The organism is Blautia aquisgranensis (genome assembly GCF_040096615.1).
Classification (GTDB): Bacteria; Bacillota; Clostridia; order Lachnospirales; family Lachnospiraceae; genus Blautia_A; species Blautia_A aquisgranensis.
The window spans coordinates 16727-41123 of sequence record NZ_JBBMEJ010000011.1 but is presented as its reverse complement, the minus strand read 5'-3'; the positions used below and the strand labels follow the sequence as shown (position 1 = coordinate 41123).

The 24397-nt window shown below is 44.4% G+C and carries 24 protein-coding genes and 1 tRNA gene; 4 read left to right on the top strand and 21 right to left on the bottom strand.

Annotated elements, in window-relative coordinates; genetic code table 11:
* Positions 1–44: 44 nt before the first annotated feature.
* The 5 genes from xylB to WMO28_RS10115 all read right to left on the bottom strand — a co-directional run bounded on the left by xylB (position 45) and on the right by WMO28_RS10115 (position 5798).
* The gene (gene xylB, locus WMO28_RS10135) at positions 45–1502 is read right to left on the bottom strand and encodes a xylulokinase (RefSeq protein ID WP_349056905.1); all 1458 of its coding nucleotides are present in this window, start codon (positions 1500–1502) and stop codon (positions 45–47) included.
* 104 nt (positions 1503–1606) lie between these two features.
* Positions 1607–3091, bottom strand: coding sequence for an L-fucose/L-arabinose isomerase family protein (locus WMO28_RS10130; RefSeq protein ID WP_349056904.1), 1485 nt, complete (start codon positions 3089–3091; stop codon positions 1607–1609).
* 81 nt (positions 3092–3172) lie between these two features.
* Positions 3173–3790: a DUF4867 family protein gene (locus WMO28_RS10125; protein ID WP_178642495.1), complete on the bottom strand. Its 618-nt coding sequence runs from the start codon at positions 3788–3790 to the stop codon at positions 3173–3175.
* 114 nt (positions 3791–3904) lie between these two features.
* Positions 3905–4837, bottom strand: coding sequence for a helix-turn-helix domain-containing protein (locus tag WMO28_RS10120; RefSeq protein ID WP_178642492.1), 933 nt, complete (start codon positions 4835–4837; stop codon positions 3905–3907).
* 1 nt (position 4838) lies between these two features.
* Positions 4839–5798 (bottom strand): bile acid:sodium symporter family protein, encoded by a 960-nt coding sequence (locus tag WMO28_RS10115; RefSeq protein WP_178642489.1) that lies wholly within the window; start codon positions 5796–5798, stop codon positions 4839–4841.
* Between the two features lie 196 nt (positions 5799–5994).
* Between WMO28_RS10115 and WMO28_RS10110 the strand changes: the two genes are divergently transcribed.
* On the top strand, positions 5995–6936 hold the full coding sequence (locus WMO28_RS10110; protein ID WP_349056903.1) for a glycosyltransferase family 2 protein: 942 nt from the start codon (positions 5995–5997) through the stop codon (positions 6934–6936).
* 5 nt (positions 6937–6941) lie between these two features.
* On the opposite strand, the gene WMO28_RS10105 is transcribed toward WMO28_RS10110, so the two are convergent.
* Together WMO28_RS10105 and crcB are read right to left on the bottom strand one after the other, a co-directional pair.
* Positions 6942–7505: a YbaK/EbsC family protein gene (locus WMO28_RS10105; protein WP_178642484.1), complete on the bottom strand. Its 564-nt coding sequence runs from the start codon at positions 7503–7505 to the stop codon at positions 6942–6944.
* Positions 7506–7570: 65 nt separating this feature from the next.
* The gene (gene crcB, locus WMO28_RS10100) at positions 7571–7936 is read right to left on the bottom strand and encodes a fluoride efflux transporter CrcB (RefSeq protein ID WP_178642481.1); all 366 of its coding nucleotides are present in this window, start codon (positions 7934–7936) and stop codon (positions 7571–7573) included.
* A 180-nt stretch (positions 7937–8116) separates the two neighbouring features.
* On the opposite strand from crcB, the gene WMO28_RS10095 reads away from it, so the two are divergent.
* The gene (locus tag WMO28_RS10095) at positions 8117–8581 is read left to right on the top strand and encodes a transporter (RefSeq protein ID WP_349056900.1); all 465 of its coding nucleotides are present in this window, start codon (positions 8117–8119) and stop codon (positions 8579–8581) included.
* Between the two features lie 154 nt (positions 8582–8735).
* Here the strand turns inward: WMO28_RS10095 and WMO28_RS10090 are convergent, their stop codons facing one another.
* Positions 8736–10301 (bottom strand): alpha-L-rhamnosidase-related protein, encoded by a 1566-nt coding sequence (locus WMO28_RS10090; RefSeq protein ID WP_349056899.1) that lies wholly within the window; start codon positions 10299–10301, stop codon positions 8736–8738.
* A gap of 270 nt (positions 10302–10571) precedes the next feature.
* On the opposite strand from WMO28_RS10090, the gene WMO28_RS10085 reads away from it, so the two are divergent.
* Positions 10572–11627 (top strand): helix-turn-helix domain-containing protein, encoded by a 1056-nt coding sequence (locus WMO28_RS10085; RefSeq protein ID WP_178642321.1) that lies wholly within the window; start codon positions 10572–10574, stop codon positions 11625–11627.
* A gap of 20 nt (positions 11628–11647) precedes the next feature.
* Here WMO28_RS10085 and WMO28_RS10080 read toward each other — a convergent pair whose 3' ends face one another.
* From WMO28_RS10080 to WMO28_RS10020, 13 genes are all read right to left on the bottom strand, one after another.
* Positions 11648–12646 carry a calcium/sodium antiporter gene (locus WMO28_RS10080; protein WP_349056898.1) on the bottom strand — a complete coding sequence of 333 codons (999 nt, stop codon included), beginning with the start codon at positions 12644–12646 and terminating at the stop codon, positions 11648–11650.
* A gap of 232 nt (positions 12647–12878) precedes the next feature.
* Positions 12879–13694 carry a Cof-type HAD-IIB family hydrolase gene (locus WMO28_RS10075; RefSeq protein WP_178642298.1) on the bottom strand — a complete coding sequence of 272 codons (816 nt, stop codon included), beginning with the start codon at positions 13692–13694 and terminating at the stop codon, positions 12879–12881.
* 24 nt (positions 13695–13718) lie between these two features.
* Positions 13719–13850 carry a hypothetical protein gene (locus WMO28_RS10070; RefSeq protein WP_349056953.1) on the bottom strand — a complete coding sequence of 44 codons (132 nt, stop codon included), beginning with the start codon at positions 13848–13850 and terminating at the stop codon, positions 13719–13721.
* Positions 13843–14340, bottom strand: a complete 498-nt coding sequence (locus tag WMO28_RS10065) for an AlbA family DNA-binding domain-containing protein (RefSeq protein WP_349056897.1) — start codon at positions 14338–14340, stop codon at positions 13843–13845. The genes WMO28_RS10070 and WMO28_RS10065 overlap by 8 nt, the downstream gene beginning before the upstream one ends.
* 79 nt (positions 14341–14419) lie before the next feature.
* A complete protein-coding gene (locus tag WMO28_RS10060) occupies positions 14420–14650 on the bottom strand; it encodes a purine biosynthesis protein PurH (protein ID WP_178642295.1) in 231 nt (76 codons plus the stop codon).
* Positions 14651–14687: 37 nt separating this feature from the next.
* Positions 14688–14930, bottom strand: a complete 243-nt coding sequence (locus WMO28_RS10055) for a hypothetical protein (protein ID WP_178642292.1) — start codon at positions 14928–14930, stop codon at positions 14688–14690.
* Between the two features lie 278 nt (positions 14931–15208).
* Complete coding sequence (locus WMO28_RS10050; protein WP_349056895.1) at positions 15209–16186, bottom strand: translation initiation factor 2; 978 nt, start codon at positions 16184–16186, stop codon at positions 15209–15211.
* A gap of 11 nt (positions 16187–16197) precedes the next feature.
* Entirely contained in the window at positions 16198–16638 is a 441-nt protein-coding gene (locus tag WMO28_RS10045) for a DUF4869 domain-containing protein (protein ID WP_349056894.1), read from the bottom strand.
* Between the two features lie 221 nt (positions 16639–16859).
* Positions 16860–16933: transfer RNA gene (locus tag WMO28_RS10040), tRNA-Arg, on the bottom strand.
* Between the two features lie 157 nt (positions 16934–17090).
* A complete protein-coding gene (locus WMO28_RS10035; RefSeq protein ID WP_349056893.1) occupies positions 17091–18323 on the bottom strand; it encodes an ABC transporter permease in 1233 nt (410 codons plus the stop codon).
* Positions 18316–20136 (bottom strand): efflux RND transporter periplasmic adaptor subunit, encoded by a 1821-nt coding sequence (locus WMO28_RS10030; protein ID WP_349056892.1) that lies wholly within the window; start codon positions 20134–20136, stop codon positions 18316–18318. Before WMO28_RS10030 ends, WMO28_RS10035 begins: the two co-directional genes overlap by 8 nt.
* Before the next feature lie 7 nt (positions 20137–20143).
* Positions 20144–20851 carry an ATP-binding cassette domain-containing protein gene (locus tag WMO28_RS10025; protein WP_178644626.1) on the bottom strand — a complete coding sequence of 236 codons (708 nt, stop codon included), beginning with the start codon at positions 20849–20851 and terminating at the stop codon, positions 20144–20146.
* A 169-nt stretch (positions 20852–21020) separates the two neighbouring features.
* Positions 21021–22415, bottom strand: a complete 1395-nt coding sequence (locus WMO28_RS10020) for an aminopeptidase (protein WP_178644624.1) — start codon at positions 22413–22415, stop codon at positions 21021–21023.
* Between the two features lie 248 nt (positions 22416–22663).
* Between WMO28_RS10020 and WMO28_RS10015 the strand changes: the two genes are divergently transcribed.
* Positions 22664–24376: an ABC-ATPase domain-containing protein gene (locus tag WMO28_RS10015; protein ID WP_349056891.1), complete on the top strand. Its 1713-nt coding sequence runs from the start codon at positions 22664–22666 to the stop codon at positions 24374–24376.
* The last annotated feature ends 21 nt before the right edge of the window (positions 24377–24397 follow it).

Genomic DNA, 24397 nt, shown 5'->3' with positions numbered 1-24397 from the left:
TCATCTGCTCCTGATTTTCTTATCTTTATTTCACTATTTCGCTTTTAGAAAAGGTCTTTCATAGCCGGGTACAGCTTGCGGAATTTCTGATATTTCTCCTCATATTTCGCAACAAGCTCCGGATCCGGCTCTACAGTGTCTACGACCTTGACCATTTTTTTGCAGATGGTCTCTACATCCGGGTATGCACCGCAGCCTACTGCTGCCAGCATTGCGCCACCCATGGACGGACCTTCCTCGTTCTCCGGAACATCAACCTTCAGGTTCATCACATTGGCGATGATCTTTTTCCAGAGAGGGCTCTTCGCTCCACCACCGCAGATCTTGGTACGCTCGATCTTGATTCCAAGGCTTCTTGCAACCTCAAGAGAATCACGAAGGCCGAAGGCAACGCCTTCCAGAACAGCCTGTGTCATGTCTGCTCTTGTAGTATCCATGGACATTCCGAAGAATACACCTCTTGCATCCGGATTGTTATGCGGAGATCTCTCTCCCATAAGATACGGAAGGAAAAATACCTGGTTCTCGCCAAGCTTCTGGATCGGTGCCTGCTCTGCTGCGAAATCCTTTGTTTGAAGGATTTCCTCTGACCACCATTTATTACAGGAAGCTGCGCTTAACATGCATCCCATAAGGTGATAGCTTCCGTCTGCATGGTCGAAAGAATGAAGGGCATTGTTCTCGTCTACGCCAAAATCCTTGCTGGAGATAAAGATCGTACCGGATGTTCCAAGAGAAATGTTGCACTGACCGTCTCCTACAGTTCCTGTTCCGACAGCTGCTGCCGCGTTGTCACCTGCGCCGGCTACAACCTTTACATCCTCGGAGAAGCCCAGCTCTTTTGCCACCTCAGGTTTCAGGTTTCCTACTACCTGCCAGCTTTCATACAGCTTCGGAAGCTGCTCCTCTGTAATGTGGCAGATCTCAAGCATTTCTTTTGACCAGCAGCGGTTCTTTACATCAAGAAGAAGCATACCGGAAGCATCGGATACATCTGTACAGAAAGAGCCGCTTAAACGGTATGCCAGATAATCTTTCGGAAGCATGATCTTCACAACTTTTTTGAAATTTTCAGGCTCATTTTTCTGTATCCAGAGGATCTTCGGTGCAGTAAAGCCGGCAAATGCAATGTTTGCTGTGTACTGGGAAAGCTTATCTTTGCCAATAACTGTATTCAGATATTCAGTTTCCTCGCCGGTACGTCCGTCATTCCAGAGGATAGCCGGACGGATCACATTGTCATCCTTATCAAGAGTTACAAGGCCGTGCATCTGTCCGCCAAAACCGATTCCGGCTACCTCACTGCGGTCGATTCCCTCTGTAAGCTCTTTGATTCCTTCCATACTCTGTGTGAACCAGTCCTCCGGATTCTGCTCAGACCAGCCCGGGTGCGGGAAAAACAGCGGATATTCTTTGGATACGATGTTGCAGATCTTTCCGGACTCTTCCATGAGAAGAAGCTTTACTGCGGAAGTTCCGAGATCAACGCCGATATAATACATAATTCATTTCCTCCTGTAAAAAAGAAAGCCGCAACTCTCAGTTTGCAGTATCTGCACGCCTGAGAGCTCGCGGCTTCCGGATCATTTATGATTTTGTTATCTGATTATCCCCATGGATTCTCTGTCGGATATCTTACGCCTGCCGGCTGGTTGTAACCGATCTCATCAACCGGAACACCGATGTATTTGAATACCTCATAGAGAGCTTTTCCGTGATGTCCGAATGCAACAGCTCCGTGATGCGGGAAGCCTCCCTCGATCAGCACGTGACGGTAGAAACGTCCCATCTCCGGAATTGCGAATACACCGATTGCACCGAAGGAACGTGTTGCAACAGGAAGAACCTCGCCCTGTGCGATGTATGCACGAAGCTTGTTGTCAGCGGTGCTCTGCAGACGGTAGAATGTGATATCTCCAGGTTTGATATCTCCCTCAAGAGTACCGTTGGTAACCTCGATTGGAAGAGATCTTGCCATGATCATCTGATATTTCATCTCACAGAAGGAAAGTTTGCTGGAAGCTGTGTTTCCACAGTGGAATCCCATGAATGTATCTTTCAGTGTGTAATCGAATTTTCCTTCGATGGATTCTTTGTACATATCCTTCGGTACGGAGTTGTTGATGTCAAGCAGAGTAACGATATCATCACTTACTACCTGTCCGATGAACTCACTTAATGTACCATAGATATCAACCTCGCAGGATACAGGAATTCCCTGTGCTGTCAGACGGCTGTTTACATAACATGGAACGAATCCGAACTGTGTCTGGAATGCCGGCCAGCATTTTCCTGTCAGAGTTACATATTTACGATATCCCTTGTGATCTCTTACCCAGTCTTTCAGAGTCAGCTCATACTGTGCAAGTTTCGGAAGGATCTCCGGTTTCTTGTTTCCGGCACCAAGCTCCTCTTCCATCTCTTTTACGATCTCAGGAATTCTCTCGTCACCTGCATGGTTGTTAAATGCCTCGAAAAGATCCAGTTCAGAGTTCTCCTCGATTTCAACGCCAAGGTTGTAAAGCTGTTTGATCGGTGCATTACATGCAAGGAAGTTTGTAGGACGCGGTCCGAAGCTGATGATCTTTAAGTTGCTAAGTCCCTCGATTGCTTTTGCGATCGGAAGGAAGTCATGGATCATATCTGCACAGTCCTCTGCGTCACCTACCGGATACTCCGGAATATAAGCTTTTACATTACGAAGCTGCAGGTTGTAACTTGCGTTAAGCATACCACAGTAAGCATCTCCACGACCCTGGCAGAGATTGTCCTGTGTCTCCTCAGCTGCTGCGATGAACATCTTCGGTCCCTCGAAATGTTTTGCAAGAAGAGTCTCGGAGATCTCAGGTCCGAAGTTTCCAAGGTATACGCAAAGTGCATTACATCCTGCTTTTTTGATATCCTCAAGAGCCTGAACCATATGGATCTCGCTCTCTACGATACAGACCGGACACTCATAGATATCTTTTGCATCGTATTTCTTTGTGTAAGCATCTACAAGAGCTTTTCTTCTGTTTACGGAAAGACTTTCCGGGAAGCAGTCTCTGCTGACTGCAACGATTCCAACTTTAACTTCTGGCATGTTGTTCATGATCTTATTCTCCTTTTCTGAAAGGCGCCCTTATCTTCCGGGCGTAATTATTTTTCTTATATAGATAACGCGTCAGTTTTCTCAGCCGATAGTGATGTTCTCACCCTTCAGGCCGTTAAACGCACCTTCGATCTTCGCATCCTCATGTGCGATGAGCCATTTATTCTTGGCTGTCATCAGTCCGTCCTCGCCATCCTTTGGCATTGGGAAATCAATATCTGTGTTGGTTCCTCTCGGAAGAACTACTACACACTGGAAACCGCTCTCATTCACATGACATGGTGCATAGTGAAGTGTTGTGGCGTAAACCTCGATTCCTGTTCCTGCCGGTACAAGGAATGCCTCGATCTTTGATGTGTCATATGTAAAATCCGGTTCGATATCCTGCTGATGGCCGATCAGTAATACCAGATCTGTTACTGCCACATTAATCTCGGAATTACGGTGATATTCTACCGCATTCAGTTTCTTGTTATGACCGTTGCAGTATCCGATCTCGATCGGTAATCCACCGAAAGCTCTGTTTCTGAGATCTTTTTCCACATCAAGTGCCTCAAGCTCCTCAACAGACGGTACATACACAACATCTTCCGGAACCGGTGTATGCTTCATTTCTTTCAGAAGTGCACTGAAATTGTATCCCTCCAGAACTTTTCCGTATTTGCGGAAAGCCGGATCTGTTACTTTCTGAATTTTCACGTTTTTAACCTCCTTACAGGTCTGATGTTTCGCAGTTTCGTGTTCTGCCCTGTTTTTGATGTAAAAAAAGCATACCACATGATGGTATGCTTTTCGCCGTTTTTCTTGTCTCATTCATAGCACTTTTTTGACATTTTGTTTGATCTGACGTTCCACCTTGCCGGGCAGGATCCCATAGCGCTTCACAAATTCCTTGGAAAAAGCCCTGCTGCTGGCAAAACCGTTATCCAGTGCAATGGAACTGATGGTATGATCCGTATTCAGAAGCTCTTTATAGGCGTATGCCATGCGGATATCCTGGAGATACGTCTTAAAATTGACCTTTGCGTACTTCCGGAACATTCTTGACAAATATGCGTCAGAATATCCGAACATGGCTGCAAGGCCTGAGAGCTTGATATCTTCCTTATAATGCTCCCTCATATAAGTGGTTATTTTTGACAAAGCATCCAGTCTCCGGCTGTTTTTCAGCTCGCTCTCCTGCACCTCTGTCTCACGATACCTGGAAACCATCAGATACAGGATCTCATAGAATACCGCCCTTGTCCGGAACTCATAGCCTGTCTCCCGTTCCATATATACTCTGTACAGCTCCTGTATCAGAGAAACCATCCGCCGGTCCAGCTCTTCGGAATCTGTCTCTCCCTGTTTCGCTCCCCGTGTATGAAGATCCCTGCTCTGTAGCTCATCAGACAGACGGAACTTCCCATTCCGTCCGGCTGTCTCACTGCGAAAACGGATAAAACGCTGCGCCGTAAAATAATCCTCAAACTGCTTCAGAGGAATCTGAAGAACGATTGTCTCGTTGCGTACCGGTGCCTGGATCGAATGTACCTCATTGGAATTGATAATCAGAAACTCTCCTGCTTCCAGGGGATATTCCTCCTCATCTATATAGAAGGAAAGGGTTCCTTCCATTACAGTAAAAATCTCAATCGATGTATGCCAGTGTTTTTCCCTCACATAATTTCCGTTTCTTCCTTCAAAGAGAAAAAGCTTGAAAGGAAGCCCCTCATTGGGAATGATCAGTTCATGCTGAAATTCCATATTACTTTTCCTCCTTTTTCATCTGCGCCGCCTGCACACGCCGCACCATGCTTCCGTAAAAGGCCGCCAGTATCTGCTGGAACAGTGTTCCGATCATAACCGGAAACAGTACCTCCGATGGAAAATACGCACCTGCGATCACCGCGCCAGCACTGATGTTACGCATTCCGGAGCCGTAGATCATGGAAACGGTAGATTTTTTGTTCTGTTTCGTAAAAATAGCAATCACCCAGCCGATGGCATATCCTCCGGCTGCCAGCAGAAGAATCGTCACAGCCACCTGGATCCGCTCCCCGTTCAGATGCTTCATATACGGAGAAACCTTGGAGGAATTAGATGTCACCACGAAGATCAGACACATTTTGGAAAAAGGTGCCAGTTTGGACGGCCATGTTTCCATTACCTTTCCGTGGCTGAATTCATTGAGACACATCGCCAGAATTGCCGGAAGCGCGATCATAAACACCAGCTCTTTCATCATGCCCATAGTATCCATCTTCACGCTGGATCCTACCAGGATCTTCAGTGCCGTGGGAATCAGAAACGGTGCCAGGATCGTATCGATCACCACCAGGGAAAGCGAAAGCGGACTGTTTCCGTTATAGATGGAAACCCACATCAGACTGATCACCGCAGCAGGAACCGAAAATTCCAGAACCATGCCTGTAATATAATTGGCATTTTCCGGAAACAGCAGATGTCCAAGCCCGCATGCGATCACCGGCATCAGCACATGCAGTACCAGCAGCATCAGGATCAGAGGAAGCGGCTTTTTAAACACATCCGCCACATCCCGGAACCGGGATTTCAGTGCTCCGATAAACGTCATAAATGCAAACGCATATGTAACATACGGCACTCCATGCTTCGCAATATCCGGAAAAAGCACTCCCATGAGAAGACACACCGGAGTTACAAATGCCATCCATTTTTCTATAAAGCTGTTAAATCTTCCAAGCATATCTTACCTCGTATTTTTTGTCTTTTTTACAGTTTAACACAAAAAAAGACCTGTGCAAGAAAAATATATTCTCTTTTATAGCCGATTACCGTCAGATATGGTATGATATTACCCGTTCAGTAACAGTACAGAAACAAGGTGAAGTTTGCGCTTCACCAGAATGATCATTTTTATGATTTACGAAATGAGGTAAAAAATGATTTCTTTAATTATACCATGCTTCAATGAAGAAGAATCTCTTCCTCTTTTTTACCCGGAGGCAACTTCTGTCCTTTCAAAAATGGACTGTGATTATGAATTTATTTTTGTGAATGATGGTTCCAGAGACAGAACCCTTGAGATTTTAAAAGAACTTTCCGAAAAAGATCCTCATGTGATCTATCTTTCCTTTTCCAGAAACTTCGGAAAGGAAGCCGCCATGTATGCAGGCTTTTGTAATGCACGTGGTGATTACGTCGCTGTTATGGATGCTGATCTTCAGGATCCGCCGTCCCTTCTTCCGGAAATGCTCGAGAAGCTGGAATCCGGAGAATACGACAGTGTTGCGACCAGACGTGTGAGCCGAGATGGTGAACCGCCCATCCGCAGCTTTTTTGCCCGGAAATTCTATCAGATCATCAATAAGATTTCTGATGCAGATATCGTGGACGGTGCCAGGGATTTCCGGCTGATGAAACGCAGTATGGTGGATGCCATCGTATCCATGAGCGAATACAACCGTTTCTCTAAAGGAATCTTCGGATGGATCGGTTTCCGTACATATTGGCTCCCATATAAGAATGTCGAGCGTGTAGCCGGTGAGACGAAATGGAACTTCTGGAAGCTGTTTAAATATGCCATCAGTGGCATTATCAACTTTTCCCAGGTTCCGCTGACCATCGCATCCTGGTTCGGCACCGCCATGACAGGATGCTCTTTCCTGTTCCTGCTTATCATCATATTCCGAAAGCTGATCTTCGATGATCCTGTTCAGGGCTGGGCTTCCACCATTTCTGTGATCATCTTCATCGGCGGACTGCAGCTTTTCTGCCTCGGTGTCATGGGACAGTACATAGCAAAAACCTACATGGAAGTCAAGCACCGTCCCCATTACATCATATCCGAGTCCAATAAAAAGGACTGTAAGCTAATACGCTGATCTTATTATTCTGTCGGTAACTCTACCACCTGATATTCGTGGCCCAGTGCCGGCAGAATTTTTTCTTTCACATCGCTGGTAAGCATTGCAAGACTGGAAGTATTGATACATGGATGACAGCCGAAATATTCCTCATCCAAAACCTCTTTGTCAATAACCAGATGTACCTTTTTTTCTTTGTCAAAGATCAGGCCCATCAGGCTTAAAGAACCCGGTGTAATATTCAGGTATTCCTCCATCTGCTCTCCATCTGCAAAAGAAAGCCTGGCTGTTCCGATCTGTTTGGATAAAAATTTCGTCTTAAATGGCTTTTCTCCCGGCATCAGAAGCAGATAAAAATCCGTTTTCTGTCTGTTGCACAGAAAAAGATTTTTACACATTTTTATTCCGATAAGCCGGTCGACTTCCTCACACGCTTCCATAGTCATCAACGGCTCATGGTCAACTCTCTTATATTCAATTCCCAGACTGTCCAGAAAATCGTACACCTGAATTTCCTTTTCCAGGCGTCCTTCTGGATTTTCGGGCCTTCCTTTGTAAATCGTTTTGTCAATCCTTACTTCTTCCATTGTTTTTCTCCTTATCAGACAAATCTTCAAACGCTAAATCAAACAGCTGCTTTGCGTTTATTCAATCATCTCACAGTCAACTGCCCTGCAAATACAGCCAGCACTCCAAGTACTGCACTTAATACCACATAGAGAAGTGCAAGCCCTGTCTGACCTTTTTCCATCATACTGCCTGTCTCATACGCAAACGTGGAAAAGGTCGTAAATCCGCCGCAGAAGCCGGTTTTCAGAAGCAGTACCATTCTCGGGTTCAGAGATGAATTTTTTGCGGCTGCTGCCGCGATGATCCCGATCACGAATGCACCGATCACATTGGTAAGCAGCGTTTTTACCGGGAATCCCTGGCTGGTCTCTATTGGCAGAAGTCCCATAAGATATCTGCATACTGATCCCACAAAGCCGCCAATTCCCACAAATAAACAGTTTATCATAAGCTTTTTCCCTCCCACTGCATTATAGCAAGCAGATAAATGATCCGCAACCATACAAATAGCACCGGGTGCTGTTCATTCTGTTGTCAATAATGTTTTCACGAAAATACACCAGCTTCACTTCTCTCCATGCTATACTGATTCTAACCTGTCCCCCTTACATCAGAAAGGAAATTATCTATGAAAAACAGAACTGCTGTCAATCACAAGATCCGCAAGCATTTCAATGAGCTGATCTACAATGTAGCCCGTTACACAGAGGTCGTTTTGTCCATTGTCATCCTGGTCGTCATCGCACTGAGCGGCTTCCGGCTGATCCTTGACACCGCCGACACCTCTATCATGCAGATGGACACCGACTTTTTTACCACATTTCTGGCACAGGCCTTATCGCTGGTAGTAGGCGTGGAGTTTGTAAAAATGCTCTGCCGTCATTCCGCACAGACCGTTGTGGAGGTTCTTCTTTTTGCCACAGCAAGGCAGATGGTCGTGGAACATCTCCAGCCTGCCCAGACACTGATCGGCATCATCGGCATTGCTATTCTTTTCGCTGTGCGAAAATATCTCATGACCGACAGCGATGATATGACACCGCATCATCAGGATCATATCACTGCGGAAAAAAGCTCTGAAAAATCAGAATAAATCTCCGGATTTTCTGCTGAACGAAAAAACAGCCTGCCGGGAATCATATCGCTATGCGCTATGTATTCCCAGCCAGGCTGTTTTTTTGTTTATTCTCGTATCATTGCATTTAAGCTGTTTCTGTTTCTATGTTGTCTATATTTTTATATCTGAATCAGAAATATTTTCTCAGCAGATAAGTCGGTGTACAGCTCCATGCGTGGCAGTAGCTGTTTACAATACTGGAACCATACGGGGACTCTGCCGGATTTTCCGGATTGTAAAGCTCCCAGAATGTATCTGCACCGTGGCTGATCATTCCGCCCCAGTAATATTTCATATACTCCATAGCCTGCTCTTTCTTTCCAGTGAGAAGAAGAGCCTCTACGAAATGATGGTTCATATATGGAGAAACCATGCCTTTTTCCGGCTTCAGAGCGATAACTCTGTCAAGGATCTCACCACAGGTATCCACATCAGCAACCTCGGCAAGGATCATCCATACCTGGTTTGCATAGTTGATCTGACGCTCTTTTCCGCTTACAAAAAGTCCTGCCTTCTCATCATAGAGATACTTCCATGCAGCCTCTGTTTTCAGACGGATCTGCTCTGCCATCTTGTCAGCCTCTGCTACATCTCCAAGGATCTCGGCAATCTTCTGTACACGCTTTGCACAGTAGATGAAAACACCCTGAACACCACACTGCTTGTCAAGTCCCTCTGTCCAGTCGATAAAGCCCCAGAAACCTTCCTGTGGCTTCAGGATATGATTCTCGTCAAACTGCTCTGCTGCAACTTCCATCTGACGGTATGCACACCTGCTTAAGTCTTTCAGAGTTTCCATATCTTTTGATGCCTGATAATAATCATAAAGAGCTGCACCAAAGAACATGGAATAATCCAGAAGGAAAGTATCATCTGCGATCACTTCCGGCTCAGTAAACAGGCAGGCACTTACCTGACCGTTATCCTTTGTCTGACCTGCAAAAAGATACAGGCAGCGTTTTACAAGATCAAAGTTTCTGAATGTTTCATAGTTAGCCAGTGCCTGCAGTCTCAGATCTCCAAGCCAGAGACGTCTGTCTCTCTTCGGACCGTCCTCAAAAACATCCTGCATACAGTTGTGAAGTGTACGAAGACTGACACGGTCAAGCTTCTTCACCATCTCATCCTCTGTCTCCACCGGTTTTACATCGTCCATGCTTACAGAAGAAACGCTACGGCATACAGCATCCTCTACTACAAGCTGCCATTTCATGGATGTATCGATTGTCTCGATCTCCAGATAACGGAACGCATATCTTCTCGGAAGAACCAGAGTTGCCGGAAGCACATCAATGTGGAACCACTCCTCCTGGATCCATCCGCGGCTGATCCATCCGTCATACTCCTCGGATTTCTCAGTCATTTCCTTTGCAATCTCGCCGAATTTCAGTTTAAAAAATGCCGGTGCATCCTGAGGGCTTCCAACAGAAGCAAGCTTCAGTGTCACATATCCAACCTGATGATCCCCGAAATCCATGCAAAGCTTATCGCCCTTTTTCATATGATAATTCTTCAGGTTATCCACAGAATCTCTGTGAACGACCTCCGGATATACACCGTCAGTCTCACGGATATCCACAATCTCAACCGGACGTACCAGTGTTTCTTTAAGCTCCGGCGCACAGTCTGCCGCTTTCTTAAGGAAATCCTCGTTAGACACACGTACCATGTTTAAATCGATGCTTACTTCTGCCATGTTTTTTCTCCTTTACCTTATGATTGCTTGTTTTATTCTCAGTTTATTCCTTACTGTTCATTCTTCTGTTTCCTGCACATTATATTCTTCTTAATGTCCCAGATACAGAATTGTTCTTTTCTCACTGATATTTATCTTAACGTTTTCGCCTCGTTATACAAGTGTGATTTTTTCGGAAAAATACTGATATTTTTTTCGTTCTTTCTGCTCCCTCCAATCTGTGCTATACTGAAAAAAACAGTTCGTATCATCAGTCGGAAAGGAAGCTTCATGCAGATCTCAAAATCAGATTTTCACCGGTATCTCTCGGAATACACCGAGGATGAGCTTTTTTATAAAAAAATATATCTCCTGAAAAAAGAACATCCTGAAACTTTTTCGGAATATCTCCGGAGTCTGGACCAGGACTATATCCGCAGTCGGCGTCTGTTCGTTCCGGAGCTTCGTCAGGAACCATGGTTCCCATACATGGGTGAGAACGATCTGTTCGAAAATATTCCGGAAAATATTATCATCAGCAAGCATTACCGCTACACTCCGGAGTTCACCCACAAGCATGATTTTTTTGAGATTCTCTGTGTTTATGAGGGAACTGTATCCAATCAGATCCAGGGAATTCATCATACCCTGCATTCCGGAGATATCTGCATCATTCCACCCAACACACAGCACAGCCTGGGGATTTTTGACGACAGTCTTGCCTTCAATATCATCGTCCGGTCATCCACTTTCCAGAGCACCTTCTTTCAGTCACTTGCCGCAGACAGTGCTCTTGCGAAGTTTTTTTCCCATGTTCTTTACCAGAAAACCGAAGGAAATTTCCTAATTTTTCATACCGGTGACGATCCACGCATCCGCTCCACCCTTGAGGAGCTCTATATGGAATATATGCTTCACGCCCGATACCGCGCTGCCTTTCTCAATGCCCAGCTGATGATGCTGTGGGCGGAACTTCTCCGATATCACGAAAATGACATTGAATCCATCCTCACCAGTACCTCCGGAAGCAGCACCATCCCGGAGATCCTGAATTATCTCAGTCAGAATTACCGCACAGCTACACTTCACGACACGGCTGCACATTTCGGTTACAGCACCTCGCATTTCAGTACTCTCATCAAAGAAGGTACCGGCCGTACCTTTCTCACCATTATAAAAGAGCTGAAACTGAGTCAGGCCAACCGCGCACTGCGGGAAACCACTCTCAGCATCAGCTCTATCTGTGAGCTTACCGGATACGAAAATCCGGAGCATTTTATGAGATTATTTAAGAAAACGTATGGCGTTACACCCGGGGAGTACCGGCGTAAGCATCAGGGAAAATAAGCTTTTTCCCCTGTGTAAAACTATCTCAGGATAATATATCCCGCATAAATCAGATACATACACACCATGGAGATTCCCTCTTTTCTGCTGATCTTACGTTTGGTAGCTGCATAGATCCATACGATCAGAGAAAAAGCGATCAGGATTGCAATGTCTATGATATTTTCCCGGATCAGTGCTACCGGATTGATCGCAGACGCGATTCCAAGTACCATCAGAATATTGAAAATATTGGAACCCACTGCATTTCCGACTGCCATATCCACCTCATTCTTTCTGGCTGCCACAACAGAGGTCACAAGCTCGGGAAGAGAAGTTCCGATAGAAACAATGGTAAGTCCTACCAGCGTCTGGCTCATTCCCAGATCAATTGCAATACGGCTGGCTGCATCAACAGTGAGGTCTCCGCCAAATGCGATCGCAGCTGCTCCGCCCACAATAAAAATAATGCTCTTTGGCCAGGAAAGAATTCCTATTTCTTCCTCAACGCCCTCTATCTCTACATCTTTTCCCGCAGCTCTGGCTTTCATTGCACTTCGGATCATCGCTAGAATATATCCTGCAAAGAGTATGAGAAAAATAATTCCATCAAGATGTCCCAGTGTCATTCCGCTTCGGTCTCCCACTGCCAGAATTCCCAGTCCTACAAGTGCCAGAGCACATGCCACAGAAAAAGGAATATCTCTTGTAACCGTTTCCTTCTGTACCAGGATCGGTGTCAGAATGGAACAGACACCAACTACCATCATCAGATTAAAGATATTCGAACCTACCACATTGCTGATTGCAAGCTCATTATTGTTTACCAGAGACGCCGTGACACTGACCGCTGTCTCCGGAAGAGACGTTCCCATTGCTACGATAGTCAGACCGATGATGATCGGTGGCACCTTCAGTCTCTTTGCAATACTGGAGCTTCCCTCCACAAAAAAATCTGCACCCTTCATCAGAAATCCAAATCCGATCACAAGAAATACGATAACCAGTATAAGAGGTGAGCTGTTTACCAGATTTTCCATTTTCTTTCCTCCTTCTTTTCACAACGCTCCGAGGGAAATGTCTGCCCGGCAACAAAAAAGGACCCATGTATGCCCTGCATTTTAAAACAAAGCATACATGAGTCTCATTCTTTAAGATTTGCCAGGTTTACATAAAAACCGGGTCTGTTGACAAATCACGCCTGTACGCGAACTACTCCCTCATGGAATATATTTACGATTTTTTTCAATTTAACAGAATTGTTTTGAAAAGTCAACCCTGTTTCCGGTTTTTGTGAAATATCTGTATTAATGTCTGCAGCACACCATCCTCACTATATGACGGGCATACCTTCTTTGCTGCTGCCTTCACTTCTCCTCTCGCATTAGCCACTGCATAGCTCATTCCTGCTTTCTGAAGCATGGCGATATCGTTAAGATTATCCCCAAATGCACAGGTTTCCTCCGGCAAAATATTCAGCTGTTTCTGAATAAATTCGATTGCTGTGCTTTTTTCTCCGCCAGGCGGCGTGCTGTCCATCCATTCCTTTCCGGCTGCTGCCAGTGTAACCTTATCCTTCCACGCCGGTGTAAAATACGGCTCACAAAGCTCCTCACACCGCTCTGGATGATAAACAGAAAACTTCAGCACCTGTTTTCCCTCCAGTGCTGAAAGATCCGGCACCTTACGCATATCATACCCGTAAGAATCCCTGAGCCACCGGAACATCTGCCCTTCTTCATTTTCCGCATAGCAACACTCCGGTGTGGCAATAAAGCAGTCACATTCCGGCATCTTCTCTTTCACCATATGGTACATACTTTTCCATGTTTCCTCCGGAAGCGTATGGGTTTTGAGAATTTTGTCATTTTTCCGGATCACAGTACCACCATCTGACACGAAATATACCAGATCCTTCACTTCCTCAAAAAGCTTCCGCTCACTGTCATACTGCCGCCCCGAACACACCACAAAAGTAATTCCCATCTCCGTCAGCTCCCGGATAACTCTCATGTACTCCGGATTGATAAGCATTGTGCCATCTTTTACCAGTGTGCCGTCTACGTCTGTTGTGATTAATTTTAGCATTTGATTCCTTTCATCAATGTTCTCTTATCTGTTTTCATCGGTAATGACCCATTTACCAAATCGTTTGCCGCCTTCTCTGACCAGAATACCTTTTTTCTGTAATCTGGGTAAAATCCGTTTTATCGTTCCTAATGAAATTCCCAGTTGCTCATGAATCTTCTTCTGCGTAATTGACGGATTTTCCTTTATTAACTGTATTATATCTGATGCCCAGTCTTAAATCTTCCAACCTTGCATATGGATATATTCTTCTTTCCGTAAAAATATTCTGCTTCCGGATATACATTTGTGCGATTGCACCAGTTGCTGTCACTTTTACATCCGCGTCGTCTACACGGTCATAAATAACTTTCTTATAGCTGTGTACTTCAGCGCTTGGAGAAATATGAACATGAATGATGGTTCGTCTCTCATCATATTTTATGATCTCTGGTATTAGATATATGGTGGGTGAAAACAACATAGGATTACTTACAATTTTAATAAAATTTTTCACCATATCAGAAGCCGCTTTTTCTGGAATACCTACTACAGTTCCATCATCCAAGATTCCCATAAAAAGATCTCCACCGAATCTGTTCAGAAAAGAGCAGACTGTCTCATAGGTATCATTTTCTATTACGTTACCGCAGCGTTTGAATTCCACCGCTACTGTTTCACCAATTGCAAGAATAGATTGTAGTTCTTTTACAGTTATTCAAACGCCTCCCGCTCCTTACAAAATTTTATATCGGACAGCTTCTTTTTTCTTCTTTATCCATATCTCCCCGGACATATCTGGCATTAAACTCCATATTGATGTCCCGGATTTCCTTCTTTCCATCGATATAATCCTGGTACATATCTGCAAGCCCTGACATACAGCCGTCACAGTTCGCTGCAATATTTCCCAGAGACTCCTCTACGATCTGTTTTCTTTCTTCTTTTGTTGTGTCTTTGATCAGGTATCCTGGCATTTTGTTTTTCCTCCTGTCGTAAAATATCTGTATCCATTTATTGAGCATTTACATGTGAACATGTCATATAAAATTTACAGTTGTTGTCACAATTAGTAATCTTATCAATTGCACGCTTTTTTACTGTTTCTTTTGTTTTTTCACTTTTTTCGCCAAATTCAGAAGCTAACGTTTTAACGCTATTAGATGCGACCTTTAATTTTTCTGAAGGCATTTCTTCATATACCATACTGTTTACCAGATGTTTTGCAAAGTCATTACCATTATCTGTTAGTGCCACCTTGAATCATGCTTAATAAGACGTCCATTTTTGCTACCTAACTTTAATGCTTTTTCGAACAGAGCTGCAACACCGGTTCCAACTCGGCATATCCCATTAATTTAGCGGCTTCTCTGACAAGATCTCCCTCTTCTATACTAATACCATTCCTTTACGGATAATAGTAAATACCTTCCGGGTATACTTATGTTTTGAAACACAACGTTTTAGCTTGCTAATAGTTTAATTTTTCCATATCTCTCCAGACATCCCCCGGCATTACCTTTTCTTACTGATACTTATTCACCTTTTGAATCCCCAAATTTTATCCCCTGAATACTTTCCAGAATAAGATTTTTATTTTTTTCATGAAGATACACTTCATTCAGTCTTGATTTTTTATACTTCCAATACGTATTTTCCGTTCTTTCAGTTAACAGCCGGGTAAAATATCTTTCCCAACTGAAAAAATCTTTGCTGTCTATATAGTTTTCTGGTTCTTTCAATATTTCACGAATCAATTTTTCTTTAAGTATTCCGGAATTCAGAATGAGCCATTCAAATGATTCCGGTAAATATAAATGAATGTTTTTCTTTTTTTGACACTGTTTATATAATCTGTTCATTTCTGCGCCAATTGCTGCACCATCTGCAATTACACAGATCTGTCGTTCATCATCTTTTTGCAACATTCCAAAAATCTTAGTCTTTCCATGTGCGCTTTCACATTCCATTTGATTTTCCTTGCTGACATTTTCAAAAAAATCATATCCCGAGTTCGAGTCTTCCACAATTAATTTCTCCGGTTCTACAGGCATAAAATTTTCTCCAGAATAGATTCTGTACATCTGCTGATATATTTTTCGCGTATTTTGATATTTTCCTGAAGAATACAGACCGTAAATCTCTTCTACACTATATGGCAAATTATAAAGATTTTCCCTGGTTATTAATACATAATAATTATCTGTGCCCTGAATAGCAGAAGCAAACTCCTCCGTATTGATAAACGTATTTTCCTCATCAATAAAAATAATGCTTTCTGAAATATTTTCAAGAATCACTTTCCAGTTTCTACCTTCCAAAACTCTGCATGGAACATCGCAACTTATATCAATTCCACTGGATTCTCCAAGATTTTCTGCCTGACGCAGCATATTGATCAACGTAGTTTTTCCAGTGGCACTGTTTCCCTGAATAATTGTAATATTTCTTTTTATCTCAAATTCATAATGCAGCCGGTTATTCTGTACAATAACTTTATGCAAACCTTTCATACCCATTCACCTTACACATACATTCCTGCAATATTAATAAACTCCAGCATATTATGAACCACATTTCCTGTATTTAATATCTTTATTTCAAATTCATCATCTCCAAATTCCATAATATGGCGAAGATTGATCGTCAGCTCTTTTTTTCTGGCAATTTTCAAAATCCATTTTGCACAGTTATCTCCACATGCAGACGCATTAAATACTTTACCGGTATCATCGAATAACATTAATAAAAGTGTTTTTACCCCACCGGATAATTCTTTTGGTGAAATAGGCCCTAATACCGGGCTTTCAATTAAATGCGGACTGATTACTTCCGATTGATCCACATTTCTGATCATTTCAACGGATCGTTTGTCTGTGATCCACTCATCCTCATAGCGATTATCAAAATAAGTCGGAGGATAATAAATTGCTTCATCCATTTTTCCCAGATATACATTTAACATAATTATTCCTCGCTATTTTCTATAAATCTGTTTTTTAATTTTGCACCTAAAAAAATTATCTCACAAATCCATCCATTTCACCAGATAATTTTCCTCGAACGCCAAAAAGATCAGGATTTCATATCCTGACCTTTTTTGTTAACAATTCCCTTTTTTAATTCATTCTGCAATTAAACCGAAAACAAGGCAGAGCTTCATGCTCTGCCTCGTTCTTTTATTAACGTGCGTTAGAGGATTCGAACCCCCGACCTTTTGGTCCGTAGCCAAACGCTCTATCCAGCTGAGCTAAACGCACATCTTGTTGCTTCTTTTCTTAAGTGATATTTCGTATCACCGCTGCAACAATATGTATGATACTCTAAGACCATTAAAATGTCAAGGGTTTTTTGAAAGTTTTTTTATTTTTTTTCAAAAATATTTTTTATTGTTTTTTTTGATGCAAAAGCAACAGTTTAATTACTCCGTAACGCTTCGATCGGGCTGAGCTTGGCAGCCTTTCTTGCCGGATAGATTCCGAAGAATACTCCTACTGCACAGGAGAACAGAGTTGCAGCCAGAATCGTTCCCACATTGATTCCCGGTGTAATCTTCATCTCCATGCTGGCGCTGATCACCGCACAGATCACATGACCGCCTGCGATTCCCAGAATAATACCGATAATACCACCCATGATGGTAAGGATCGCTGCCTCAGCCAGGAACTGCATCATAATGGAGGAAGTTTTTGCACCAAGGGATTTACGGATACCGATCTCACGGGTACGCTCAGTCACGGAGACCAGCATAATGTTCATAACTCCGATACCACCGACCAGCAGAGAAATTCCCGCAACAAAGGAAATAAATGCTGTAACCATTCCCAGCATCTGATTCATGGACTTCATAATATCCTGGAAACTCTGTACCTGGAAATAATTGTCTCCGGCACTCTGGTGCCGTCTTTCCAGAAGATTCACAATCTTATCTGCTACGATCTGAGAATCCAGACTTTTGTCTGCCAGAACCGTGATCTGGTAAAATTCACCACTGCTGCCTGTAAAATCATCCATAGCTGTATACGGCACATTTACAGTTACAGGCATGCCATCGTATGTATAGCTGACAAAGGTTCCGTTCTCCTTCTGGGTCGTAACGCCACAGATGCGGAAGGTTTTTGTGAGATCATAACAGGTAATATCCAGTGTCATTCCCACCACATCATCGGTTCCGAAAAGCCTTTTTGCATCAGAATCCGAAAGAACGCACACATTCTTTCCTTCCTCGACTTCTTTTTCCCCGAAATAGCTTCCGTATTTCATGGCAGCATTGTCCACAAGCTTTGCATCCTGCGCCTCGCCATTTACTGTCAGTGTGAAATTACCTTTTCCGGTAACGGTTTCACCCATATAGGAATCCGAAACATTGACACCTTCCACCTCATCCAGATCCCGTACAGCATCAATGTCCCCCGGCTCGATCCATACCTGATCCTGATTAGCCTCATCGCTGCAGTAAACTGCGATCTGGCCACCGCCGATATCATCAATCTCACTGTTCATCTGGTTCTTGGTACCTTCACCGATGGAGACAATGGCGATCACAGATGCGATACCAATGATGATACCAAGCATGGTAAGAAAAGATCTTCCCTTATTCGCCATGATATTGTGAATCGCCATTTTAATATATTCATAAATGTTACTCATCTGCAGTCTCTCCTGTCGCTGCTGCGCTGTCACCTTCTGCTGGTGCAGCCTCCGCAGTCATTCCCTCTTCCAGGGAACCAAGATCCTCAATGACCTCATCACCGGCTTTGATTCCATCTGTGATCTCAACAGAATCCTCGGAGCTGATGCCAGTTGTAATGTCCTGTTTCGTGATCACTCCATCTTTCAGTACATAACAGAAAGAACCACTCTTTCCAATATTTACAACACCTGCCGGAAGTGTCACAACATCCTCTGCTTTTTCCGCATAGATCTTAACCTTTGCATCAACTCCAAGAAAAATATCTTCGTCCGGCTTATCAATGCTGACTGTAGCTGAGATCAGCGTGGAGCCTTTTTCATTAGTGGTGGCAATATGACTGATCTTCGTTACTTTTCCGGTGTATTTCTTATCACCGATCGTAATGTCTGCTTTCTGACCTGCTTTTACTTTTGCATAATCATATTTGGACACATTAATATCAACGCTTACCTCGTCTGTGCTCTGCAGGGTAAAAAGCTCCATACCCTGTGTCACAGTAGCGCCCTGCTGCACGGCTGATTTTGAGATAACGCCATTAAAATCTGCGGAAATTCCTTTCTTACCTTCAGCTACAAGCTCCTTTGCAGATTTCGCATCCAGCTCTGTAAGGTTGTTGGTAATGCGGAGCTTTTCTTTTTCTTCTTTGGTAAGGCTCGTAGCGTCTGCCTCTGCAATGGATTTCTGTGTTGCAAGATCTGACTGAAGCTCTGCCAGATCTGAGCTTGCCTGCTCAATGGCATTTTCAATACCAGATGTATCCACAGAAGCAGTTACCGAATCTGTTGTACCATCCGTTGTGCCGGTACCCTGATCCGAAAAATCTCCGTCAGACTCTCCGGTTCCGTCTGTAACAAAATCTTTCTGTCCGACATTGCTGTAATCCGAATACTCCGGCATTTTCGGCGCATTCGCCTTTTTATCCTCGTAGGCTTCTTTTGCCTGCTGGCAGTCGATTTCTGCCTGGCTTTTTGTGCTTTCTGCTTCCTCAAGGGCTGCCGCATTCTCATCGGAAGAATCTGCCTGCCACTGGGCAAAAGCCATCTGATAAGCGGTGTCTGCCTGATTATAGTCGCTCTGTGCTTTAACATAAGCAGTATTCAGCTCCCCAAGCTCCTTCTGATAGTCCGGGAGGGTTTTATTCTGATATGTAGTCAACGCCTCTGCATATGCTCTCTGGATTTCTGCCTCCTGCGCCGCCTGCTCTTCCGCCTTAGCCTGGGCATCTGCTGCCGCCTGCTCTGCCTGCGCTTTCGCTGCAGCCTGGGCATCCGCCGCCGCCTGGGCCTGAACAGAAGCCAGCTGGGATTTCAGGGATGCAATATAATTCTCTTTATCCTTCACCTGCTGCTCCAGGCTTCCTGCCTTGGCTTTCGCATCGTTCTGTTTCTGTTCAGCCTGATCAGATTTATTGATCGTATTTTCATAATCGTACTGCCCGGATTTTACATTCAGCTCTGCTTTCGTATTGTCGCGTTCAAGATCCTTTAACTCGAACTCTACAAGCTTTGTTCCTTTTTTGACAGAATCGCCCTCTGCAAAGGATACATTTTTTATCTGTGCATTTACCGGTGAATAAAATGTTTTCTGCTCATCGCTGACCACTGTACCGGTCGCATCCACAATTTCTTCCACATCCCCGGTCGCAGCCTTTGTAACCGTGACCTGTGGCACCTGCTCTCCTCCGCCTGCGCCACCGGTTACTGAATAAATACCTCCGGCTACAACAGCCACTACAACTACACCGATTGCAATCTTTTTCCCTTTTTTCATTTTTAATTTATGCCTCCTCAACGTACTCCTCGTTGATCATGTCCGATTCGATCCTTCCATCCATAATACGGACAACTCTTTTCGCCTGTGCTGCGATTCCATTATCATGGGTGATCAGAATCAGCGTTTCTCCTGATCTGTGCATATCTTTAAGGATTTCCATGATCTCTCTGCTGGAAGCGGAATCCAGGTTTCCCGTCGGCTCATCTGCCAGGATCACCGGTGGCTTCGCAGCGATAGCTCTTGCAATAGCCACTCTCTGCTGCTGTCCACCTGACATTTCGCTTGGTTTATGATCCATACGCTTCTCAAGGCCGACTTTTTTCAGTGATTCCACCGCAAGCTTTCTCCTTGTTTTTCTGTCGATTCCGCGATAGATCAGCGGAAGCTCTACGTTCTCCAGCGCTGTGAGATTGGCGATCAGGTTAAATCCCTGAAAAATAAAGCCGATTTCCTTATTTCGGATCACAGAAAGCTCATTATCCTTCATGGTAGATACATCGGTTCCATTCAGATAATATTTACCGGAGGTAGGAACATCCAGACAGCCCAGCATATTCATAAACGTGGATTTTCCGGAACCGGACTGCCCGATAATAGCCACAAATTCACCTTTATGTATTTCCAGGCTTACATGATCCAGCGCCCTTACCTCATTTTCTCCAGGATTATAAATCTTACAGATATCTTCCACCCGTACAAGTGCTTCTTCCATAAACAACTCCTTTTAATAAAAAAACAGAGCAGTATCTGCAGGGGAAACTTAATCTTTATACTGCTCTGTTCTTTCCGGGAAAATTCCCGTTCATTTCTATATAACGAAACAGATCTCTGAATAACTTCAGATACGAATCTTTTTTCAGAACAATCTTTCCTTTTGATTTTTATGCGTCAAGTAAAAATGCTTTATATGCTTTATACGCTTCATATACATCGGCCTTGCTTGTAACCTCCCACGGAGAATGCATGCTCAGCACAGCCACGCCGCTGTCGATAACTTCCATTCCATAAAGTGCTGCAATGTAAGCGATCGTTCCACCGCCGCCAAAATCAACTTTTCCAAGCTCTGCTGTCTGGAAAGCAACATCATGATCATCAAAGATCCGGCGCACTCTTGCCACATACTCGGCATTGGCATCATTGGAACCGGATTTTCCTCTTGCTCCGGTGAATTTATTGAGGACGATACCTCGTCCCAGGTACGCTGCGTTCTTTTTCTCAAAAGCTTCGCTGTAAGCCGGATCATAGCCTGCACTTACATCGGAAGAAAGCATGCTGGAATTGCGAAGTGCTCGTCTCACTGCCAGTTCAGAATAGCAATCCATTCCATCCAGAAGCTCTGCCACACTGTTCTCAAAGAATCTGGACTGCATGCCTGTAGCACCTACACTTCCGATTTCTTCTTTATCTACAAGCAGGCAGCATCCGGTACGCTTCGGTGTTTCATTCATCTCCAGCATTGCAGCAAGTGATGTGTACGCGCATACACGGTCATCCTGTCCATAAGCTGCGATCATGCTTCTGTCAAGTCCACATTCTCTGGCTTTTCCGGCAGGAACGATCTCCAGCTCTGCTGAAAGAAAATCTTCTTCCTCGATGCCGTATTTCTCATTTAAGATTTTCAGGACATTCTGCTTTACAGCGTCTTTTTTCTTATCATCCGGCAGATCTTTCAGCGGTCTGCTGCCGATCAGGATATCGAGACTCTCTCCCTCGATCACCTCTGCTGCTTTTTTCTGGAGCTGTTTACCAGCCAAATGGATCAGAAGATCTGTAATATAGAGAACCGGATCCTCCTCGTCCTCTCCCACACTGACTTCAACAACGCTGCCGTCTTTTTTCGCAACTACACCGTGCATGGCAAGAGGAAGTGTCACCCACTGATATTTCTTCACGCCACCATAATAATGGGTATCCAGATAAGCCAGGTCTGTATCCTCATAGAGCGGATTCTGCTTGATATCCAGACGTGGAGAGTCAATGTGCGCGCAAAGAATGCTCATACCTTTGGAAAGCTCTTCTTCTCCTACATGAAACAGAGCAACGATCTTCTTCATCCCCACTGTATAGACCTTGTCACCGGCTTTGATCCCGTTGCCTTTTGCAAGCTTCGCCTCAAGGGACTCATAGCCTGCTGCCTCTGCTTCTTTTATGATCTCTGTAACACATTCGCGCTCTGTTTTTCCTTTATTAAGAAAATTTCTGTAAGCTTTCGCAAGCTTCTCCATTTCATTCTCATCTGCTTCTTTATAAGAAAGCCATGCATTTCTTCTTTCCATATGATATTCCACCTTTCTTATATGTTTCGAAATCTCACGAACCACAGATTTTCTGCATCTGTTCATTCCGTGGGATTTCATTTCTCATCATATTATCTGCAATCTGTCTAACATTATAATTCAAATAATCGCAGATTTCCACCGCAATTCCCATTCTTTACAAAATCTTCACGATTCGCTATAGTAGTTCTTAAGAATTAGCCCTGTTTTCTTTGTTTTCTGACTTTCAGGGCCAGGGAGGAATCATCATGCAATCATCAGATCAGTTAAAAACACTGCTTCGCTCTGTCAACCGAAAGAGTTACCCAGCTTATAAATCACTTCGTGGTGCCTATCAGTTTGACAGATATATTTTATCCATCGATCATGTACAGGGAGATCCTTTTGCCGCTCCTTCTCATATCAGTGTGCGGCTTTCCCACAAAGATACCGGTTTTCCGGCAGAATATTATAAGGATACACTCACCCGCATTACACTTGGAGATTTTCTGAACCGTCAGTTTGAGCACCAGGTCAGCCGCTATACCTTCCGCGCAAAAGGCTCCGGAAAAAGCGGTCTGATCTCTGTCAGTCACTGCGGACAGGAAGTTCTCGCACGTACAGCCTGCGAGATCACGGAAAAGGGAATCATCGCCCGCTTTTTTATCGGTTTTCCGGCTAACGGCCGCACCATCAACGCAACAGAGCTTGAAAAAATCCTCTTCGATTTTCTTCCGGTCTGTGTGCACAAAGCGTTCTTTTACAGAAATCTTGACGCAGCTGCACTTCGGCATGCCATCTTTCTCGCAGAAGATCAGGCTTATATACGCCGGGAGCTGAAACGCCGTTCCCTTGCAGCCTTTGTAAATGACGGAGCCATTCTTCCCAGGGAAAGTGGGATCTCTTCACGCCCGATGAAGGATTCTGTTCCTTTTGTCTCACCGGACAGTCTGCGGATTTCACTTGATCTGCCGCATAAGGGCACCATCACCGGTATGGGGATTCCCTGCGGCATCACCCTGATCGTAGGTGGCGGCTACCATGGCAAATCCACCCTTCTCAATGCACTGGAGCTGGGCGTTTACAACCATATTTCCGGTGACGAACGGGAATATGTGATCACCGATGCCTCTGCCCTGAAACTGCGTTCTGAGGATGGACGTTTTATCAAAGACGTGGATATCTCGCTTTTTATCAACGATCTTCCAAATAAAAAAGACACCCTCTGTTTTTCCACAGAGGATGCCAGCGGAAGTACCTCCCAGGCAGCCGGTATCGTAGAAGGAATGGAAGCAGGAAGTAAGGTTTTTCTGCTTGACGAGGATACCTCAGCCACCAATTTCATGGTACGGGATTCGTTTATGCAGCGTGTGATCTGCCGGGAAAAAGAGCCCATCACGCCATTTCTGGAACGTGCCCGTGAACTTTATGAAAAGGCCGGAATCTCCACGATTCTTGTTGCGGGAAGCTCCGGTGCTTTTTTCCATATCGCAGATACGGTGGTCCAGATGGACAATTATCACCCGGTTGATATCACAGCCGCCACAAGAGAGCTCTGCAAAGAATATCCGCTTTCTGTTGTCCAGCCACCTGCATTCCGGTTGCCGCAAAGCCACCGCATCATGACCTGGTCCAGACCTGCGCCTTCCCGTCACAGCCGCCCCGGACAGCCGGAACGCCTGAAAACCAAAGTTTATGGAAAAGACGGCTTCTCCCTCGGAAAAACAGACATTGATCTCCGCTATATCGAACAGCTTACTGATTCCGAGCAGACTGCCGCTCTGGCGCTTCTTCTGAAATACGCCTGCGAGCATCTCATCGACGGAAAACGGACTCTGCCTGAGATCGTCACCTACCTGGACTCCCAGCTAAAAAAGCAGGGGCTTTCCTTCTTCTCGGAAGGTTCTTATATCTCCTGTGGATATGCACTTCCACGAGTTCAGGAGATTTATTCCTGCTTCAACCGCTACAGACGCCCGTAAATATATTTTTCATAATACTAT

Coding starts and splice junctions, on each gene's coding strand:
- xylB (WP_349056905.1), bottom strand. CDS start 1,502: ATGTATTATATCGGCGTTGATCTCGGAACTTCCGCAGTAAAGCTTCTT.
- WMO28_RS10130 (WP_349056904.1), bottom strand. CDS start 3,091: ATGAACAACATGCCAGAAGTTAAAGTTGGAATCGTTGCAGTCAGCAGA.
- WMO28_RS10120 (WP_178642492.1), bottom strand. CDS start 4,837: ATGGAATTTCAGCATGAACTGATCATTCCCAATGAGGGGCTTCCTTTC.
- WMO28_RS10115 (WP_178642489.1), bottom strand. CDS start 5,798: ATGCTTGGAAGATTTAACAGCTTTATAGAAAAATGGATGGCATTTGTA.
- WMO28_RS10110 (WP_349056903.1), top strand. CDS start 5,995: ATGATTTCTTTAATTATACCATGCTTCAATGAAGAAGAATCTCTTCCT.
- WMO28_RS10105 (WP_178642484.1), bottom strand. CDS start 7,505: ATGGAAGAAGTAAGGATTGACAAAACGATTTACAAAGGAAGGCCCGAA.
- crcB (WP_178642481.1), bottom strand. CDS start 7,936: ATGATAAACTGTTTATTTGTGGGAATTGGCGGCTTTGTGGGATCAGTA.
- WMO28_RS10095 (WP_349056900.1), top strand. CDS start 8,117: ATGAAAAACAGAACTGCTGTCAATCACAAGATCCGCAAGCATTTCAAT.
- WMO28_RS10090 (WP_349056899.1), bottom strand. CDS start 10,301: ATGGCAGAAGTAAGCATCGATTTAAACATGGTACGTGTGTCTAACGAG.
- WMO28_RS10085 (WP_178642321.1), top strand. CDS start 10,572: ATGCAGATCTCAAAATCAGATTTTCACCGGTATCTCTCGGAATACACC.
- WMO28_RS10080 (WP_349056898.1), bottom strand. CDS start 12,646: ATGGAAAATCTGGTAAACAGCTCACCTCTTATACTGGTTATCGTATTT.
- WMO28_RS10075 (WP_178642298.1), bottom strand. CDS start 13,694: ATGCTAAAATTAATCACAACAGACGTAGACGGCACACTGGTAAAAGAT.
- WMO28_RS10060 (WP_178642295.1), bottom strand. CDS start 14,650: ATGCCAGGATACCTGATCAAAGACACAACAAAAGAAGAAAGAAAACAG.
- WMO28_RS10050 (WP_349056895.1), bottom strand. CDS start 16,186: ATGAAAGGTTTGCATAAAGTTATTGTACAGAATAACCGGCTGCATTAT.
- WMO28_RS10045 (WP_349056894.1), bottom strand. CDS start 16,638: ATGTTAAATGTATATCTGGGAAAAATGGATGAAGCAATTTATTATCCT.
- WMO28_RS10035 (WP_349056893.1), bottom strand. CDS start 18,323: ATGAGTAACATTTATGAATATATTAAAATGGCGATTCACAATATCATG.
- WMO28_RS10030 (WP_349056892.1), bottom strand. CDS start 20,136: ATGAAAAAAGGGAAAAAGATTGCAATCGGTGTAGTTGTAGTGGCTGTT.
- WMO28_RS10025 (WP_178644626.1), bottom strand. CDS start 20,851: ATGGAAGAAGCACTTGTACGGGTGGAAGATATCTGTAAGATTTATAAT.
- WMO28_RS10020 (WP_178644624.1), bottom strand. CDS start 22,415: ATGGAAAGAAGAAATGCATGGCTTTCTTATAAAGAAGCAGATGAGAAT.
- WMO28_RS10015 (WP_349056891.1), top strand. CDS start 22,664: ATGCAATCATCAGATCAGTTAAAAACACTGCTTCGCTCTGTCAACCGA.